Source organism: Aureimonas sp. SK2 (assembly GCF_029813115.1).
GTDB lineage: Bacteria > Pseudomonadota > Alphaproteobacteria > Rhizobiales > Rhizobiaceae > Aureimonas.
Genome location: NZ_JAPZDS010000002.1, coordinates 386904 through 403717, shown reverse-complemented (window position 1 = coordinate 403717; position 16814 = coordinate 386904). Strand labels below are relative to the sequence as shown.

14 protein-coding genes are annotated in these 16814 nt (G+C 69.3%); 12 read left to right on the top strand and 2 right to left on the bottom strand.

Features of this window, described 5'->3' with window-relative positions; genetic code table 11:
* The first annotated feature begins 25 nt into the window (after positions 1 to 25).
* The 7 genes from O5O54_RS04430 to O5O54_RS04400 all read left to right on the top strand — a co-directional run bounded on the left by O5O54_RS04430 (position 26) and on the right by O5O54_RS04400 (position 9547).
* Positions 26 to 805, top strand: a complete 780-nt coding sequence (locus tag O5O54_RS04430) for a pseudouridine synthase (RefSeq protein ID WP_279479273.1) — start codon at positions 26 to 28, stop codon at positions 803 to 805.
* Positions 802 to 1959 carry a winged helix-turn-helix domain-containing protein gene (locus tag O5O54_RS04425; RefSeq protein WP_279479272.1) on the top strand — a complete coding sequence of 386 codons (1158 nt, stop codon included), beginning with the start codon at positions 802 to 804 and terminating at the stop codon, positions 1957 to 1959. The genes O5O54_RS04430 and O5O54_RS04425 overlap by 4 nt, the downstream gene beginning before the upstream one ends.
* A 113-nt stretch (positions 1960 to 2072) precedes the next feature.
* Positions 2073 to 3209, top strand: a complete 1137-nt coding sequence (locus tag O5O54_RS04420; protein ID WP_279479269.1) for a GGDEF domain-containing protein — start codon at positions 2073 to 2075, stop codon at positions 3207 to 3209.
* 218 nt (positions 3210 to 3427) lie between these two features.
* Positions 3428 to 4651, top strand: a complete 1224-nt coding sequence (locus O5O54_RS04415; RefSeq protein ID WP_279479267.1) for a YeeE/YedE family protein — start codon at positions 3428 to 3430, stop codon at positions 4649 to 4651.
* Positions 4652 to 4724: 73 nt separating this feature from the next.
* Entirely contained in the window at positions 4725 to 6539 is a 1815-nt protein-coding gene (gene lepA / locus O5O54_RS04410) for a translation elongation factor 4 (RefSeq protein WP_279479265.1), read from the top strand.
* A 150-nt stretch (positions 6540 to 6689) separates the two neighbouring features.
* The gene (purU, locus tag O5O54_RS04405; protein WP_279479263.1) at positions 6690 to 7574 is read left to right on the top strand and encodes a formyltetrahydrofolate deformylase; all 885 of its coding nucleotides are present in this window, start codon (positions 6690 to 6692) and stop codon (positions 7572 to 7574) included.
* 200 nt (positions 7575 to 7774) lie between these two features.
* The gene (locus O5O54_RS04400; RefSeq protein ID WP_279479261.1) at positions 7775 to 9547 is read left to right on the top strand and encodes an HWE histidine kinase domain-containing protein; all 1773 of its coding nucleotides are present in this window, start codon (positions 7775 to 7777) and stop codon (positions 9545 to 9547) included.
* Between the two features lie 268 nt (positions 9548 to 9815).
* On the opposite strand, the gene O5O54_RS04395 is transcribed toward O5O54_RS04400, so the two are convergent.
* The gene (locus O5O54_RS04395; protein ID WP_279479259.1) at positions 9816 to 11201 is read right to left on the bottom strand and encodes an HD-GYP domain-containing protein; all 1386 of its coding nucleotides are present in this window, start codon (positions 11199 to 11201) and stop codon (positions 9816 to 9818) included.
* A gap of 233 nt (positions 11202 to 11434) precedes the next feature.
* On the opposite strand from O5O54_RS04395, the gene O5O54_RS04390 reads away from it, so the two are divergent.
* The 5 genes from O5O54_RS04390 to O5O54_RS04370 all read left to right on the top strand — a co-directional run bounded on the left by O5O54_RS04390 (position 11435) and on the right by O5O54_RS04370 (position 15729).
* The gene (locus O5O54_RS04390; protein ID WP_279479257.1) at positions 11435 to 11929 is read left to right on the top strand and encodes a MarR family winged helix-turn-helix transcriptional regulator; all 495 of its coding nucleotides are present in this window, start codon (positions 11435 to 11437) and stop codon (positions 11927 to 11929) included.
* Between the two features lie 101 nt (positions 11930 to 12030).
* The gene (locus O5O54_RS04385) at positions 12031 to 13671 is read left to right on the top strand and encodes a glucan biosynthesis protein G (RefSeq protein WP_279479256.1); all 1641 of its coding nucleotides are present in this window, start codon (positions 12031 to 12033) and stop codon (positions 13669 to 13671) included.
* On the top strand, positions 13668 to 14003 hold the full coding sequence (locus tag O5O54_RS04380; protein WP_279479252.1) for a hypothetical protein: 336 nt from the start codon (positions 13668 to 13670) through the stop codon (positions 14001 to 14003). Before O5O54_RS04385 ends, O5O54_RS04380 begins: the two co-directional genes overlap by 4 nt.
* A 230-nt stretch (positions 14004 to 14233) precedes the next feature.
* Entirely contained in the window at positions 14234 to 15409 is a 1176-nt protein-coding gene (locus O5O54_RS04375) for an OpgC domain-containing protein (protein WP_279479251.1), read from the top strand.
* Positions 15410 to 15504: 95 nt separating this feature from the next.
* Entirely contained in the window at positions 15505 to 15729 is a 225-nt protein-coding gene (locus O5O54_RS04370; RefSeq protein ID WP_279479249.1) for a DUF3329 domain-containing protein, read from the top strand.
* Between the two features lie 2 nt (positions 15730 to 15731).
* Here the strand turns inward: O5O54_RS04370 and cobT are convergent, their stop codons facing one another.
* Positions 15732 to 16748 carry a nicotinate-nucleotide--dimethylbenzimidazole phosphoribosyltransferase gene (cobT, locus tag O5O54_RS04365; RefSeq protein ID WP_279479246.1) on the bottom strand — a complete coding sequence of 339 codons (1017 nt, stop codon included), beginning with the start codon at positions 16746 to 16748 and terminating at the stop codon, positions 15732 to 15734.
* Positions 16749 to 16814: the final 66 nt, after the last annotated feature.

Below are 16814 nucleotides of genomic sequence, written 5' to 3'. Positions count from 1 at the left end.
GAACAGACCCGCCGCGCCGATCGCCATGCCGCCCAGGAACCGCACCTCGTCCCGTCCGCAACCCGCCCGAGCCCGCCAGGCGGGCGACGGCGGCCATGGCCTGGCGCGCGTCCTGTCCAAGCTCGGCTACTGTTCGCGCAGCCAGGGCGAGGCGCTGGTCCGCGAGGGCCGCGTACGGCTCGACGGGCGCGTGGTGCGCGATCCCGAGCACCGCACCCATGCGGCCACCGCCCGGATCGAGGTGGACGGGCGCCCCGTGCGCGCCGAGGCGCCGGTGCTCCTGATGCTGAACAAGCCGCGCGGCCTCGTGACCACGCGCGACGACCCGGAGGGGCGCGAGACGATCTATCAGTGCCTCGACGGGCTGGACCTGCCGCATGTCTCGCCGGTCGGACGGCTCGACAAGGCGAGCGAGGGGCTGCTCCTCCTCACCAACGACACGGGTCTGGCGCAGCGCCTGCTCGATCCCGCCTCGCACGTTCCCAAGACCTATCACGTCCAGATCGACCGCGCGGCCGACGACGCGCTCCTGGCTGCCATCCGTGCGGGCGTCGAGGACCGGGGCGAGCGGCTCGGGGTGCGCTCGGCTCGCTGGCTGCGTGAGGGCACGCGCAGCGCCTGGGCCGAGATCGTGCTGGACGAGGGTCGCAACCGCCACATCCGCCGCCTCCTCGCCGCGTTGGGCGCGCAGACGCTGCGCCTCGTGCGCGTCTCGATCGGCGACCTCCCGCTCGGGGACCTCCCCAAGGGCGCGGTCCGCCCCCTGACCGAGGCCGAGCGCGCCCTTCTGGAGCGGCAGGCATGACGCTGTCCCTCTCGCCCGCCGAAGCGCGGCGCGTCGCGCTCGCCGCACAAGGCTTCGGTAAGGGCCGGCCCGAGCGGGCGGGCGCGCTGCATCTGCGCCGCAACCTCGACCGGCTGGGGCTGCACCAGATCGACAGCGTCAACGTCCTTGCCCGCGCGCACTACCTGCCGGCCTTCTCGCGGCTCGGCCCCTACGACACCGCCCTTCTCGACCGCGACGCCTGGGGCCGGCCGTCGGAGCGGCGGGTCTTCGAATATTGGGCGCACGAGGCCTCGCTCCTGCCCCTCGACCTCCATCCGGCGCTGCGCTGGCGCATGATGCGGGCCGACCGGGGCGAGGCCGGCTACCCCGGCATGCGCGCCTTTGCCGGCCCGCGGCGAGCGGAGGCGATGGCGCTTCTCGACCGCATCCGCCGGGACGGACCCTCGAGCGCCTCGGATTTCGAGACGGGGCGCACCGGCTGGTGGGAATGGTCCGAGCCCAAGCGCATGCTGGAATGGCTCTTCTATGCCGGGCACCTGACGACGCGCACGCGCCGGCGCAGCTTCGAGCGGGTCTACGACCTCCCGGAGCGCGTGATTCCGCCTGCCATCCTGGCGCTGCAGACGCCGGACGAAGGGGAAGCGCATCGCATCCTCGTGGAGCGTTCGGCCCGGGCGCTCGGAATCGCGACCTTCGGCGAGCTCAAGGACTATTTCCGGCTGGGACCGCCGGAAACGCGCAGCGCCGTCGCCGACCTCGTGGAAGACGGCACCCTCCTGTCCGTTTCGGTGCCGGGCTGGCCCGCCGCCTACCTTCACAAGGATGCGCGATCCCCGCGCCGGGTCGCGGCCGCGGCCCTTCTCGCCCCCTTCGACCCGCTGGTCTGGGAGCGGGCGCGCGCCGAGCGCCTGTTCGGCTTTCGCTACCGGATCGAAATCTACGTCCCGGCGGCCCAGCGCAAGCACGGCTACTACGTCCTCCCCTTCCTCCACGGAGAGCGCCTCGCCGCGCGCGTCGACCTCAAGGCCGACAGGGCCGGCGCGCGGCTTCTGGTGCCGTCCCTGCACTTGGAGCCGGACGCCCCGGCCGACACGCGCGCGGCGCTGGAGGCGGAACTGCAGCTTCTCGCCCGCTGGCTCGGTCTGGCGGAAGTTCGGCACGCCGAGGGGTAGCCGTGCCCCGAAGGTGCGTGGAGCCGCAATCCCCCGGACGCTCGCGGTCGTTAACCTCCCCGTCGGACCGAGCCCTTATGATGGGTCGAGAATGACGGATCCGGGCTGCTGCGATGGACCTACACACGCTCCACGTGTCAAGCGCGATCACCAACGTCACCTGCTGCCTGATTCTCGCGGTCGCTTGGCTGGTGCGAGTGGAGAAGCGTTATCTCGGCTGGTGGTCCGCGGCGTTCTTCGTCTTTGCCGCCGGTCTCGCCCTGCAGATGGCAGGGAAGGCCCATCCCGCCCTGGGAGGCCCCACCTATGGGCTGCTGGTCGCCGGTTCGCTCCTCATCCTGGCTGGATTCCGTGGCTTCGACGGACGACGCCCCTTCTCCAAGCTGATGCTCTCGTCGCTGCCGGTTCCGCCGCTGGTGCATGCCCTGCTCCTCGCCGCCTTTCCCGGTGGCAGCGAGCCGGAACTCGTCACCTTCGTCCTCAGCTGCGCGATAACCATCCAGGTGCCGCTCTACGTCCTGTGCCGCAACCGGGATCGACTGGCGTTCCGATGGATGGCCGGCACGACCTTCGCCGTGCAACTCGCCACCACGGTTTCCGTCGTCGTCTGGGGCTCGGTGAACCTGACGCCGGAAAACGTCACGCTCGCCATCTCGCTCACCGATCAGGTCTGCAGCACGATCGCCATCGCCTGCATCTTCGGAATGGTGATGGAGCGCGACAATCTCCGGCTCGACCGGCTCGTCCATCGCGACGCCCTGACCGGCTGCCTGAACCTGGCGGGCCTCAGAGCCTACGAGGCGAAGGCTTCCGGGCCGATGGGCGTGATGGTCGCCGATCTCGACCACTTCAAGGCTCTCAACGATCGCTACGGCCATGCCGCGGGCGACGAGGCGCTGCGAGAATTCGTCCGCCGGGCCGAGACCTGTCTGCCCGAGACCGCGATCCTCGCACGGTCCGGCGGCGAGGAATTCGTCGTGCTGCTGCCAGGTGCCTCGCTCGAAACGGCAAAGGCCGCCGCTCAGCACCTGCGGGAGGCGGTCGCCGGGCGGTGCGTTGATCACGACGGTCAGGCGGTCCGCATGTCCGCGAGCATCGGGGTTTCCCGAATCGCGGGCTCGGACACGATTCGCAACGGCATCACGAGGGCCGATGCGGCGCTCTACGCCGCCAAGCGGGCAGGCCGTAACCGGGTCGCGATCCAGGGTGAGGCGATCGCGGAAGGCCCGAGGCAGGACGCCGTCGCCTGATGTCCGCAGCCGGCAGGCTCGCTGGCAGGTCGGCGGAAGGCCGATGCGCGCACGCAACGACCTGCCCGCCGCCCGATCCACGCAAAAGCCGTCCGCTTCTCCCTGGCAACTCGGATGGTCATGCCTCGCGGTCACAATAAGCGAGGCTTATCTATCGATCATCCACGATGAATGAGGCGGGTCGGACGAAAGCGGCCGGCCACGCCTGGAGTTGACCGATGACCGATGCCACCCTTCGTCCCGCGCCCGCCGTCCTGCCCGGCCCGCCGGGGCTTGCGGCCTTCGCGACGCTTCTCCTCGGCAGTCTCGCGCTGGGCGCAGCCTACGGTCCGCGCCAGGGCGCGCTGCTGCTGCTCGGCGGCGCGCTGGGCCTGACGCTCTATCACGCCGCCTTCGGCTTCACCTCGGCCTGGCGGGTCTTCATCCTGGAACGGCGCGGGCGGGGCCTTCGGGCGCAGATGGCGATGCTGGCGCTCGCCGTCGTGCTGTTCTTTCCCGCGCTCGGGGCGGGTACCCTGTTCGGCCAGCCTGTGACCGGCCTCGTCTCGCCGCTTTCGACCGGCGTCGTCGTCGGCGCCTTCCTGTTCGGCATCGGCATGCAGATGGGCGGCGGCTGCGCCTCCGGAACGCTGTTCACCGCCGGCGGCGGCAACGCGCGCATGCTGGTGACGCTGGTCTTCTTCATCGTCGGCTCGGTGCTCGCCACGGTGCATTTCGACTGGTGGCTGGCGCTGCCCTCGATCCAGCCGGTCTCGCTGGTGCACACGCTCGGCCCCCTGCCCGGCATCGGCGTTTCGCTCGCCCTCTTCGCCGCGATCGCCGCCCTGACCGTGTGGGCCGAACGGCGTCGCCATGGCGCGTTGGAGACCGAGGCGCGGCCGGCCACGAAGGGCTTCGCCCGCTTCGCGCGCGGCCCCTGGCCCCTGATCGCCGGGGCCCTCGCCCTCGCCGTCCTGAACTTCGTGACGCTCGCGCTCGCCGGTCGGCCCTGGGGCATCACCTCCGCCTTCGCGCTCTGGGGCGCCAAGGGCGCGCAAGCCATCGGCTTCGATCCCTCGGCCTGGGCCTACTGGCAGACACCTGCCAACGCCAAGGCCCTGTCGAACAGCGTCTTTGCCGACGTCACCTCGGTGATGGACTTCGGCATCATCGCGGGCGCCATGCTGGCGGCGAGCCTTGCCGGCCGGTTCGCGCCGAGCCTTCGCATCCCGCTGCGCTCGCTCGCCGCGGCGGTCGTGGGCGGGCTCCTTCTCGGCTACGGCGCGCGCATCGCTTATGGCTGCAATATCGGGGCCTATTTCTCCGGCATCGCGAGCGGGTCGCTGCACGGCTGGCTCTGGCTCGTCGCGGCCTTTGCGGGCAACACGGTCGGCGTGCGCCTTCGCCCGTTCTTCTTCGACGAGCGGCGCGGCGAGCGGATCGCGCGGGGCGACGGCGCCTGAACCGCTCCGGATCGGGAATGGCGGCGCAAAACCCCATTCCCGTCAGCCTCGCAAAGCCTTATAGGCGTTTGTCATGAGCCAGACGCCGCTTTCCCGCATCCGCAACTTCTCCATCGTCGCCCATATCGACCATGGCAAATCGACGCTCGCCGACCGGCTGATCCAGCTCACCGGCGGCCTCGACGCGCGCGAGATGGCGGGCAAGGAGCAGGTTCTCGATAACATGGATATCGAGAAGGAGCGCGGGATCACGATCAAGGCGCAGACCGTGCGCCTGACCTATCCGGCCAAGGACGGTGAGACCTACGTCCTCAACCTCATCGACACGCCGGGCCATGTCGACTTCGCCTACGAGGTCTCGCGCTCGCTCTCGGCCTGCGAGGGCGCGCTGCTGGTGGTGGACGCCGCTCAAGGCGTCGAGGCGCAGACGCTCGCCAACGTCTATCTGGCCTTGGACAACGACCTCGAGATCGTGCCGGTCCTCAACAAGATCGACCTGCCCGCCGCCGAGCCCGACAAGGTGAAGGAGCAGATCGAGGAGGTCATCGGCATCGACGCCTCCGAGGCCGTGATGATCTCGGCGAAATCGGGCATCGGCATCGAGGAGGTGCTGGAGGCCATCGTCAAGCGCCTGCCGCCGCCCAAGACCGGCGACCGCGACGCGCCCCTCAAGGCGATGCTCGTGGATTCTTGGTACGACGCCTATCTCGGCGTCGTCGTGCTCGTGCGCGTCATCGACGGCGAGCTGAAGCGCGGCCAGACCATCCGCATGATGGGCACGGACGCCAAGTATCCCGTCGATCGGGTCGGCGTCTTCACGCCCAAGATGGTCAACATGGACGCGCTCGGCCCCGGCGAGCTCGGCTTCATCACCGCCTCCATCAAGGAAGTGGCCGATACGCGCGTCGGCGACACGATCACCGAGGACAAGCGCCAGACGGCCGAGATGCTGCCCGGCTTCCAGCCGGCCCAGCCCGTCGTCTTCTGCGGCCTCTTCCCGACGGACGCCGCCGCCTTCGACGACCTGCGCGCGGCCATGGGCAAGCTGCGCCTCAACGACGCAAGCTTCTCCTTCGAGATGGAATCCTCGGCCGCGCTCGGCTTCGGCTTCCGCTGCGGCTTCCTCGGGCTCCTGCATCTGGAGATCATCCAGGAGCGCCTGAGCCGCGAGTTCGACCTCGACCTCATCGCGACCGCGCCGTCGGTAGTCTACGAGATCCGGATGCGCAACGGCGAGATGGTGATGCTGCACAATCCGGCCGACATGCCGGACACGATGCAGATCGAGGCGATCTACGAGCCCTGGATCAAGGCGACGATCCTGACGCCCGACGACTATCTCGGCAACATCCTGACGCTCTGCCAGGAGCGGCGCGGCATCCAGGTCGACCTGTCCTATGTCGGCAAGCGCGCCATGGTCACCTACGAGCTGCCGCTCAACGAGGTGGTCTTCGACTTCTACGACCGCCTGAAGTCGATCTCCAAGGGCTACGCGTCCTTCGACTACCAGCTCGCCGACTATCGCGAGGGCGACCTCGTGAAGCTGTCGATCCTCGTCAACGCCGAACCGGTGGACGCGCTCTCCATGCTGGTCCACCGCACCCAGGCCGAGAAGCGCGGCCGCGCCATGTGCGAGAAGCTGAAGGAGCTGATCCCCAACCACCTCTTCAAGATCCCGATCCAGGCGGCGATCGGCGGCAAGGTGGTGGCGCGCGAGACCATCTCGGCGCTCCGCAAGGACGTGACCGCCAAGTGCTACGGCGGCGACGCAAGCCGCAAGCGCAAGCTCCTCGACAAGCAGAAGGAGGGCAAGAAGCGCATGCGCCAGTTCGGCAAGGTGGACATCCCGCAGGAAGCCTTCATCGCCGCGCTGAAGATGGACAGCTGATCGCCCCGCCGGGCCGAAACGTCCGGCGACGCCACGAGCAGAGAGGGCTTGCGGCCCGCAGGCCTGCCTCTTCCTGCGAATGTGGCTGGCCTTGCCGCCGCCCGCATGCCATGAGCCGCTCGACACGACTTGGAGAGCGGGCCGACCACGATGCAGCAGTTTGTCCTGACGGTGACCTGTCCGACGGCGCGCGGCATCGTGGCGGCGATCTCGACCTACCTCGCCGGGCGCGGCTGCAACATCGTGGACTCGGCGCAGTTCGACGACCTGGAGACCGGCCGCTTCTTCATGCGCATCGGCTTCCGCTCGGAAGAGGGCGTCGGCTTGGAGGCGCTGCGCGAGGGCTTCGCGCCGGTCGCCGTTCCCTTCTCAATGGATTACGAGATCTTCGACGCCGCCGTGCCGATGAAGGTGCTCCTGATGGTGTCGCGCTTCGGCCATTGTCTCAACGACATCCTCTACCGCTGGCGCATCGGCGCCCTGCCCATCGACATCGTCGGCGTCGTCTCCAACCACCTCGACTACCAGAAGGTCGTCGTGAACCACGACCTGCCCTTCCACCACGTGCCGGTGACCAAAGCCAACAAGCCGCAGGCGGAAGCGCGCATCCTGGAGATCGCGGAAAGCGCCGGCACCGAGCTGATCGTGCTCGCCCGCTACATGCAGGTCCTGTCCGATGCGATGTGCCAGCGCATGTCCGGCCGCATCATCAACATTCACCACTCGTTCCTGCCGAGCTTCAAGGGCGCCAATCCCTACAAGCAGGCCTACGAGCGCGGCGTGAAGCTGATCGGCGCCACGGCCCACTACGTCACGGCCGACCTCGACGAAGGCCCGATCATCGAGCAGGACGTCGCTCGCATCACCCATGCGCAGTCGGCGGCGGACTACGTCTCGATCGGCCGGGACGTCGAGGCGCAGGTGCTCTCGCGCGCCATCCACGCCCATATCCACCATCGCACCTTCCTGAACGGCGATCGTACCGTGGTCTTCCCGGCCTCGCCCGGCGGCTACGCCTCCGCCCGGATGGGCTGAGAGGTGTCCGTCGCCGCCCGCCCCTGTCAGTCGCGCCGTCGAAGCCTAGATTCCGTGACCTGTTGCTCCTGAAACGGTCGATGCACGAAATCCATTCCGACACGGCGCCCGACGAGACACCGCATCCCCGCCGTGAGGATGCACGCGTCCGCGCCCTCCGTCACAGCGGCCTTTTGGAGCGTGTGGGCGAGCGACAGTTCTTGCTGATCGCCGAGCATGTGCGCGTGATGCTCGGCGTTCCCGTCGCCATCGTCACCCTGGTCGGCAGCGAACGACAGTTCTTCGCCGCCAGCCCCGGCCTTCCCGAACCCTGGGCGAGCCACGGCGAGACGCCGCTCGACATGTCCTTCTGCCGCCATGTCGTGGAGGAGGGCCGCCCCGTCGTGGTGACCGATGCCCGCCTCGACCCGGACTTCTGCAACAACCGCGCGATCGACGTGCTGGGCGTCGTCGCTTATCTCGGCGTGCCCCTGCGGCTGGCCAGCGGAGAGCTGGTCGGCGCGCTCGCGGCGATCGACGGAGCCCCGCGCACCTGGACGGACGGCGATCTCGCGCGGCTGTCCTCGGCCGCCGAGCTGGTCATGGCCGCGATGTCCGAGCGCCTCTCCGAAGCGCGCTGGCGCACGATCTTCGAGCAGCTCGAGGAGGCCTTCATCCTCGGCCGGGTGCTGCGCGACGCGGACGGCCGGGTGGTGGACTGGGCCTACGAGGAGGTCAACCGCGCCTGGTACGCGCTGACGGGCATCCCCGAGGGCAGCGTCGTCGGGCGAAGCGTGCGCGAGGTGCTGCCGAACATCGAGCCGGAATGGATCGAGGACTTCGCCACCGTGGTGGAGACCGGCCAGCCGAGCCGTTTCACGCGCCGCGTCGGCTCGCTCGGCCGCTGGTACGAGGGCATCGTGCGCCCCTTCGGCGACGACCGCTTCACGGTGATCTTTCTCGACGTCAGCGACCGGATCGACCAGGAGCGGGCGCTTCGGATCAACGAGGCGCGGGTGCGCACCCTGGTGGACGACATGCCGGTCGGCGTCCTTCTCGCCGAGGCGCCGACCGGCCGGGTGCTCCTGGCGAACCGGCGGCTGGACAGCCTGCTCGGGCCGCGGGCGCCCTCGGCCGACGCTGATGCCGAAAACCGCTTCGCCGGCTTCCACGAGGACGGCAGTCCCGTCGGCCGGGACGAGCATCCCCTGGCGCGCATCGTCTCGGGCGAGGCGGACGCCGCCTCGCTGGAAATGCGCACCGGTCGCCCGGAGGACGGCGGCCGCTGGATCGAGGTCCAGGGCAGCGCGGTCAAGGACGGCGGCGGCCAGACGGTGGCCGCCGTGATCGCCGTCAGCGACATCGAGAGCCGCAAGCGCGACGACGAGCAGCGCAAGCTCCTCAACCACGAGCTCGCCCACCGCCTCAAGAACACCCTGGCCGTGGTGCAGTCGATCGCCACGCAGACCCTGCGCGGCGCGCCGGACCTGGCCAGCGCGCGCGCCAGCCTCGGCCAGCGCATCCGTACCCTGTCTCAGGCGCACGACATCCTCCTTGCCGGGCGCAGCGACGGCGGCTCGGTGGAGGCCATCCTGCGCGCGGCCGTCGCGCCCAACGACCCGGAGGAGCGCATAGCCCTGTCCGGCCCGCCGGTGATGATCGGCCCCAAGGCCGCCCTGTCGCTCGCCCTGGTCGGACACGAGCTGGCCACCAACGCCGTGAAGTACGGCGCCCTGTCGGTGCCGGGCGGCTCGGTGCGGGTCGAGTGGTCGGTGGGCAAAAGCGAGGGCGAGGCGGTCCTCACGCTTGTCTGGCACGAGGCGGGCGGGCCGCCGGTCCAGCGTCCGGAGCGCATGGGGTTCGGCACCAGGCTGATCGAGATGGGCCTGCCGGGCTCCTCGGCCGGCGCCGTGGTCATGGACTACGAGCCGGGGGGTCTGCGCTGCAGGCTGGAGGCGCGGCTCGGCGAACTCCAGTCGTACGAGGAGATCTGATACCGACGCGCCTGTGAATTGACCTGTTTCGTGGGCCTTGGCGGACTTTCGGGTAGGAGCGACGCGCCGGGCGTACAAGGGGGCACGTCCAAGCGCGGCGACGCACTCCGAAAGACCGCCAAGGCCCGCCCGCAGGGCCGAGCCTCCTCCGTCGTGGTCGTCGTCGGGCTCGGGGTCACGGCCGGAAGGCCGCTCCCCTCGCCCTCCTCGTCCACGACGAAGGCCGCGCCGGCGAAACAGATCAATTCATTAGGCGCGTCGGTATGACTCAGGCCGCCCGCGACAGGTCCCCTTCGATCCGGCCGAGGGCGCGTGTGAGCGCCGCGAGGCAGCGGGGGTCGAAGGCCGTGCCGGAGTCGCGCTCCATCAGGTCCAGCGCCTGCGGCACCGTCATGGCCCGCCGATAGGGCCGATCGGCCGTGAGCGCGTCGAACACGTCGGCCACCGACACGATGCGCGTGTCGAGGTCGATCTCGTCGTCTTTCAGGGCGCGCGGATAGCCGCGCCCGTCGAGCCGCTCGTGATGGGCGCCGCCGACCCGGGCCATGTCGCGGAAGGCCGGGACATGGGCGAGGATCCGCTCCGACAGTTCGGCATGGGTGCGCACTTCGCGCAGCTCGTCCTCGTCGAGCCGCCCGTTCTTGTCGAGAACGGCATTGGACACGCCGAGCTTGCCGAGATCGTGGAGCAGCGCCGCCCGGCGCAGCCAGCGTCGGCGCGCCTCGCCGTAGCCGAGTTCGCCCGCCACGAGGTCGGCATAGATCGACACGCGTTCCGAATGGCCGGAGGTGAAGGGGCTCTTGGCATCGACGATCTGCGCGAAGGCGCGGGCGACGTCGTCGAGATAGGATTCGGTCACGGGAACGAGGCCCCGCCCCTGTTCAAGCGCGAAGACGCGGGCGGAAAGTCCGGGAGCCGCGAGATCCTGCCAGAAGCCGGGAGCGGACGCCGCGGCCTCGAAACACGCCACCGCGTCCGGGTCGAACCAGGTTCCGGCGCGCGCCCGCGCTTCATCCAGCGCCGCTTGCGGTCCCGCCGCCGTATGGAACACATCGACGATCTGCGCCAAGCGGGCGATTCGCGCGAGGACGGGAATGGCCTCACCCGCGAGACCGACCGGCTTGCCGGTGCCGTTCCAGTGCTCGTCCAGCGCCTGAATGCCGGCGCTCACCGAGGCGGGAAAGCCGAGCGAAGCGGCGATCTCGGCCCCGCGATCGCAGCGGGTCTGGATCAGATCGACGGAAATCTCCCCGCCGTGCCGCGCGATGTGGAGGATGGCCCGGAGCCGGTCCCCCAGCGGCGAGCGGCGGCCGGTATGTGACAGGACGAAACCCAGAACCTTGGGCAGGCTGGTCCCCAAGGTCTTGAAGTCCCGCTTGAAGGCGAGATCGTCAGCGAGATACAGCTCGCAGATGCGCGCCGCGTTGCTGGAACAGCCGAGGTCCTTGAGGAGGACGGTGTAGTAGAGTTCGCCGAGTTCCGCCTCGGTCAGCCCCATGCGGCGTCCGATCGACAGGCCGATCCAGGCGGCGCGCGCGCAATGGCCGATCGGCTGCCCCTCCGTCAGATCGAGCGCGAAGGACAAGGCCCCCAGCAGCTTGGACAGACGCACGCTCGCCGCCGCTTCGCCGCAGTGGGCCTCCTCGATCCACATACCTGTCTCACCCTCCGATCCGGGATAACAGGTTGTATCGCGCCCGAAGTTTCTGCGGGATGACCTTGCATCGACGACTTTCAAACACACTGAACGAAGGCTTGCCGCCTCATTTCCCGCGCCAGACACCTCCGGTGGTTGCAAAAACATCCATTTTTTCGTTCGCCGGTTTATTTGTCAGACTTACAAGTAGTTTAATGCAACGCGTTGTCGGGGTCCCGCATAAAGGGTGCATGAGCCAAACTCTCGTTTCGTCCGACGCCGCGCTCGCTTCGTCGTCCTCCGCCCCGGCAGGCGAGGGAGGCATGGTGCAGCACCTTCTGTCGATCTCGAAGTCGACCAGGGCCTTTCTGTCGCTGCTCCTGATGGAGATCGATCTCCATCCGGGCCAGGATCAGCTCCTGGCGCGCGTGGAGCCCGGCGTTCCCATCAGCGTCTCCGCCTTGGCGGATCAGCTTTCGGTCCGGCCTTCGACCGTATCCAAGATGCTGGACCGGCTGATGGAGAAGAACCTGGTCGAGCGCACCGCCCACAGTCACGATGCGCGCCGCACCATGGTCATGCTCACCCCGGCCGGCGAGGCTCTCAGGGGCCGTGTCAACGCCCTGTGGGAAAAGCTGGAAGGCGATCTCAACTCGGCCGTCGCTCCGGAGCGTCGCGGCGATCTCCTGGAGGCTCTGCGGGAAGCCGACAGTCTTCTGGCGGCCAAGCTTCGCCGATTGCGGTGACAGGGCGCCCGGCTCCCATCGAGCCGATGCGCTAGGCAGGCGGCGGCTTTTTGCATATGCTAAGGGCCTTGCCGCACTTCCGAAAGAAGCCTGCCATTTCCGTGACGACACAGACCCCGACCTCACGCCGCACGGCTCTGAAATACGGACTGGGCGGCGTCCTCGCCCTTGTCTGGGCACAGCGCGCCGCAGCACAGGAGCCTCCGGCGCCGGGCGCGCCTGCGCCGGCGGCCCCGGCCCCGGCCGCGCCCCCCGCCCCGCCGCCTACCGTGGTGGACCTCAACGCCTTCTCCTTCGACGCCCTGTCCAACGCGATGCGCGCCCGTGCGGCCGCGCCCTGGTCCGAGCCCGCGCGCGACCTGCCCCAGCCGATCGCCGACCTCGATTACGACGGCTACCGCCGCATCCTCTACCGTCGCGACCAGACGGTCTGGGCCAACGAGCCCATGAACTTCCACCTGCAGGCCTATTTCCCCGGATTCCTGTACAAGGATACGACGCGCCTCTTCATCGGCGACGGCACCCATTTCCAGCCGCAGATCTTCTCGGGCGCGAACTTCGAGTTCCTGGCGCCGCTGGACCCCTCCGCCTTCGTGAACCTGCAGCTTCCGGGCGTCGCCGGCTTCCGCCTGAACTACCCGCTGGACCGGCCGGATCTCTACGACGAGCTGGTCTCGTTCCTCGGCGCCTCCTACTTCCGCGCGCTCGGCATGAACAACCGCTACGGCCTGTCGGCGCGGGGCTTGGCCATCAACACGGCGACGGCGGCCGCCGAGGAATTCCCGCGCTTCACCGCCTTCTACATCGTGAAGCCGCAGCCGGGTCAGGAGACGATCCAGATCTTCGCCGAGCTGGAGGGGCCGAGCCTGGCCGGTGCCTATTCCTTCTTCATCCGGCCAGGCGTCGAGACGCAGATCGACGTGACGGCCCGGCTGTTCTTCCGCAGCGAGGTGGAGCGGCTCGGCGTCGCACCGCTGACCTCGATGTACCATTTCGGCGAGAACGACCACAACGTGCGCGAGGACTTCCGGCCGGAGGTCCACGACAGCGACGGTCTCTTCATCCTGCGCCCCAACGGCGAACGCCTCTGGCGCCCCCTGAAGAACCCCGATGAGCTCGCCCTATCCTATTTCAGCGAGACTTCCCCGAAGCTCTTCGGCCTGCTCCAGCGCGACCGCGACTTCTCCCACTATCAGGACGTCGAGGCGCATTACGAGCTGCGCCCCTCCCTGGTGATCGAGCCGATGGGCGACTGGGGCCGGGGCATCGTGCAACTGGTCGAAATCCCCACCGATTCGGAGGTCAACGACAACATCGTCGCCTTCTGGGTGCCGGAGGAGAAGCCGGCGGCGGGCTCGCAGTTCGAGTTCCGCTACCGCATGCACTGGGGCTTCGTCGACGAGATGGAGAGCCACCAGGCGGTCGTCGGTGGCACCTATGCAGGGCTCGGCGGCAATGCGGCCGATACGGGCGAGACCAACCTGCGCCGCTTCGAGATCAACTTCGTCGGGGGCACGGCGGAGAACCTACCGGGCGATGCCGTGGTGGTGCCGATCCTCGAAGTGCCCGACACGGCCCGCCTCGTGCATAGCGGCGTGAGCCGGCTGCCGGGCGGCGGCTGGCGCTTGTCGATCGAGCTGGAGAAACTCGATGCCGCGCCGGTCGAGTTGCGCGCCAAGCTGTCCTTCAACCAGCGCATCATTTCCGAGACCTGGCTCTACCAATGGACGGGTCGGCCGTGAGTCTGCCTCCCGCCACCCTCGAGGGGCGTCCGGCGATCGATGCCTCCCGTGCGCCCGAGCGGTTCTTCGATGCGCGCCCTGCCGGCATGCTGGTGGACCGGCCGGACCTTTCGGAGGAGGACCTCCTGACGGCGATCGCCGAACGGCTGGTCTTCGAGGGCCGCACCGGTCCCGAGCCGCAGGTCGTCGTCGAGGCCGCGCGGCTCGGCAAGCGCAAGGCCCTCGCCTTCCTGCGCAAGCTCCTGCTGCCCCCGCCGCGCGCGCCGCTTTCCATGCCGGTGCGCCCGATCCTGCGCGAGCACATGACGCGCACGGACGAGGACATGCGCTGACGCCCATACGGCTAAGCGTTTTGTGATCGGCGCGTGAACGGCCGCCCGCCGGCCATAGGCCTTTGGGAACAGGCGTTTGCATCGTGCGCTTTGGGGGCGCGCGCCGGCGCCGGCCGCTCCCTGCCTTGCCCTCGCCCGATCCGGGCGCGATATCCCCTGAAGGGACATGAAGCCGGTTCGGCCCGACAGGGCCGGGCGGGCGACAAGCGTCGGAAGCGTTCAGAGTATCCATGCCAATACCCTCACGGCGCCTAACCGCGCCGCGCGATCATCGCATCGACTTCTATCGCGGCGTCGCGCTCCTGATGATCTTCGTGAACCATGTGCCCGGGGTTCTCTGGGAGCACTTCACGTCGCGCAATTTCGGCTTTTCCGATTCGGCCGAGCTCTTCGTCTTCCTGGCGGGCGTGTCCTGCGCCTTCGCCTACGGGCGCAGCTTTCTGGAGCGGTCCGGCCTCGTCGCCGCGATCCGCGCCTTTCGGCGGGCGGGCGTCCTCTATCTCAACCACATCGCGCTCACGATGATCGTGGTGAGCCTCTACGCCTTCGCCGCGCTCGCCACAGGCGACGGGCGCTATCTCATGCAGCTCGGCTTCGGCTATTTCCTGTCGCGCCCCGTCGATACGCTCGCCGGCATTGCGACGCTCGGCCACCAGTTCGCCTATCTCAACATCCTGCCGATGTATGCCGTGCTCCTCCTCATGCTGCCGGCCATGCTGGCCGTGGTGCGCCGGTTCGGCCTCGCGGGCCTCCTGGCGGTGTGCGGCGCCATCTGGCTCGCCTGCGGGGTCTGGCGCTTCAACCTGCCCAACCATCCCAATCCCGGCGGCTGGCAGTTCAATCCCTTCGCCTGGCAGTTCCTGTTCGCCATCGGCCTCGCGACGGGACTCGCCAAGGCCGGCGGCCACGCGCTGGTCGCCTATTCGCGCTCGCTCTACATCGCCGCGCTGGCCTATCTCGCCTTGTCCTTCGTCTTCGTCTCGGGCTCGCTCTGGGGATGGGAGCACGCGCTGCCCCTGCCCGAGTTCCTGCGCAGCTTCGACAAGACCTATGTCTCGGCGCCGCGCCTCCTGCATCTCCTGGCGCTGGTCTACGTCTTCGCCTATGCGCCGGCGCATTCGCCCTTCCAGCGGGTCGGCCGCGACAACCCGTTCGCGCTTCTCGGCCGACATTCGCTTCCGGTCTTCGCCGTCGGCACGGTTCTGTCGCTCTTCGCCCAGCTCCTGCGCCTCAACCGCGAGCCGTCGCTCGCCTTCGACACGGGCCTGATCGTGCTGGGCCTGGCCGTGCACTTCGCGCTGGCGCTGTTCCTCGACTGGTGGCGCGCGGTGAACGCGCCCGCCGCGCCCGAACGCGCTCCCACCGAGACGGGGGAAACGAAGGCCCTGGCACGGGCGAGGGCGTGAGCCGCGCTCGCGACAACGTGCGCGCCCGGGCGTGCCTCGGGGCGTCCGGCCCGCTATAAGGCCGGGGCCGGATGCGCCGGCAGGAGGACTTCCCCTTGAAGGATGCCAGCCATCCCTTCTTCCGCCCGCTGTGGCGCCGCATCGCCGTCGTGGCCGTCTGCGCCGCCTGGACGGTGGTGGAACTTACGGTCGGCGACCCGATGTGGGCCATCATGACCGGGGCGATCGGCGCCTATGCCGCCTGGGTCTTCCTGATCGCCTACAAGCCGGCGCCGGACGGGACGCAGGCCCCGCCGGAACCCGGCCCGCCCACGCCCTGACCTCAGTCGCGGTTGGCGACGCCCGCCTGCGCGAAGGTCGCCATGCCGTTGTGGCAGGCGATCGCGGCCTTCACGACCGCCGCCGCCAACGCCGCGCCGGTGCCCTCGCCGAGCCGCATGCCGAGCGCCAGAAGCGGTACCTTGTCCATGGCGGCGAGCGCCTTCTGGTGGCCGGGCTCGGCCGAGACGTGGCCGAACAGGCAATGGTCGAGCGCCCTTGCGTCCATGGCATGGAGGACGGCCGCCGCTGCCGTGGCGACGAACCCGTCCACGATCACCGGCACGCGCTGCATGCGCGCGGCCAGAATCGCGCCGCTCATGGCCGCGATCTCGCGCCCCCCAAGGCGCCGCAGCACTTCCAGCGGGTCGGAGAAATGCGAGCGATGGAGGTCGAGCGCCTGGTCCACCACGGCCGTCTTGCGCGCCATGCCGGCGGCGTCCTGGCCCGTACCCGGGCCGACCCAGTCCGCGGCCGTGCCGCCGAACAGGGCCGCGAAGAGCGCGGCGGCCACTGCCGTGTTGCCGATACCCATCTCGCCGAGGATCAGGAGGTCCGGCTCGCCCGCCAGGCATTCCATGCCGAAGGCCATGGTGGCGGCGCAGTCGCGCTCCGACAGCGCCGCCTCTTCCGAGATGTCGGCGGTCGGATAGTCCAGCGCCAGGTCGAAGATCTTGAGCCCGAGATCGAAGGTCGCGCAGATCTGGTTGATCGCGGCGCCCCCGGCCGCGAAGTTCTCCACCATGCCTTGCGTGACGGACGGTGGAAAGGCCGAAACGCCCTTGGCGGCCACGCCGTGGTTGCCGGCAAAGACCGCGACCACGGGCCGGTCGACGGTCGGCGCCCGCCCCTGCCAGGCCGCCATCCACTCGGCGATCTCCTCCAGCCGGCCGAGGCTTCCCGAGGGCTTGGTCAGCTCCTCCTGGCGGTGGCGCGCCGCGTGCCGGGCCGCCCCGTCGGCCTGCGGCATCTGTCGGAGAAGCGCGCGGATGTCGTCGAAGGGAAGGCCGGTGGCGGACATGGGGCTGGGCTCCGGAAAGGTCGGGCGGGTTTGCCCGCGTGATAGGCGCAAAGGGGACCTCGCGCA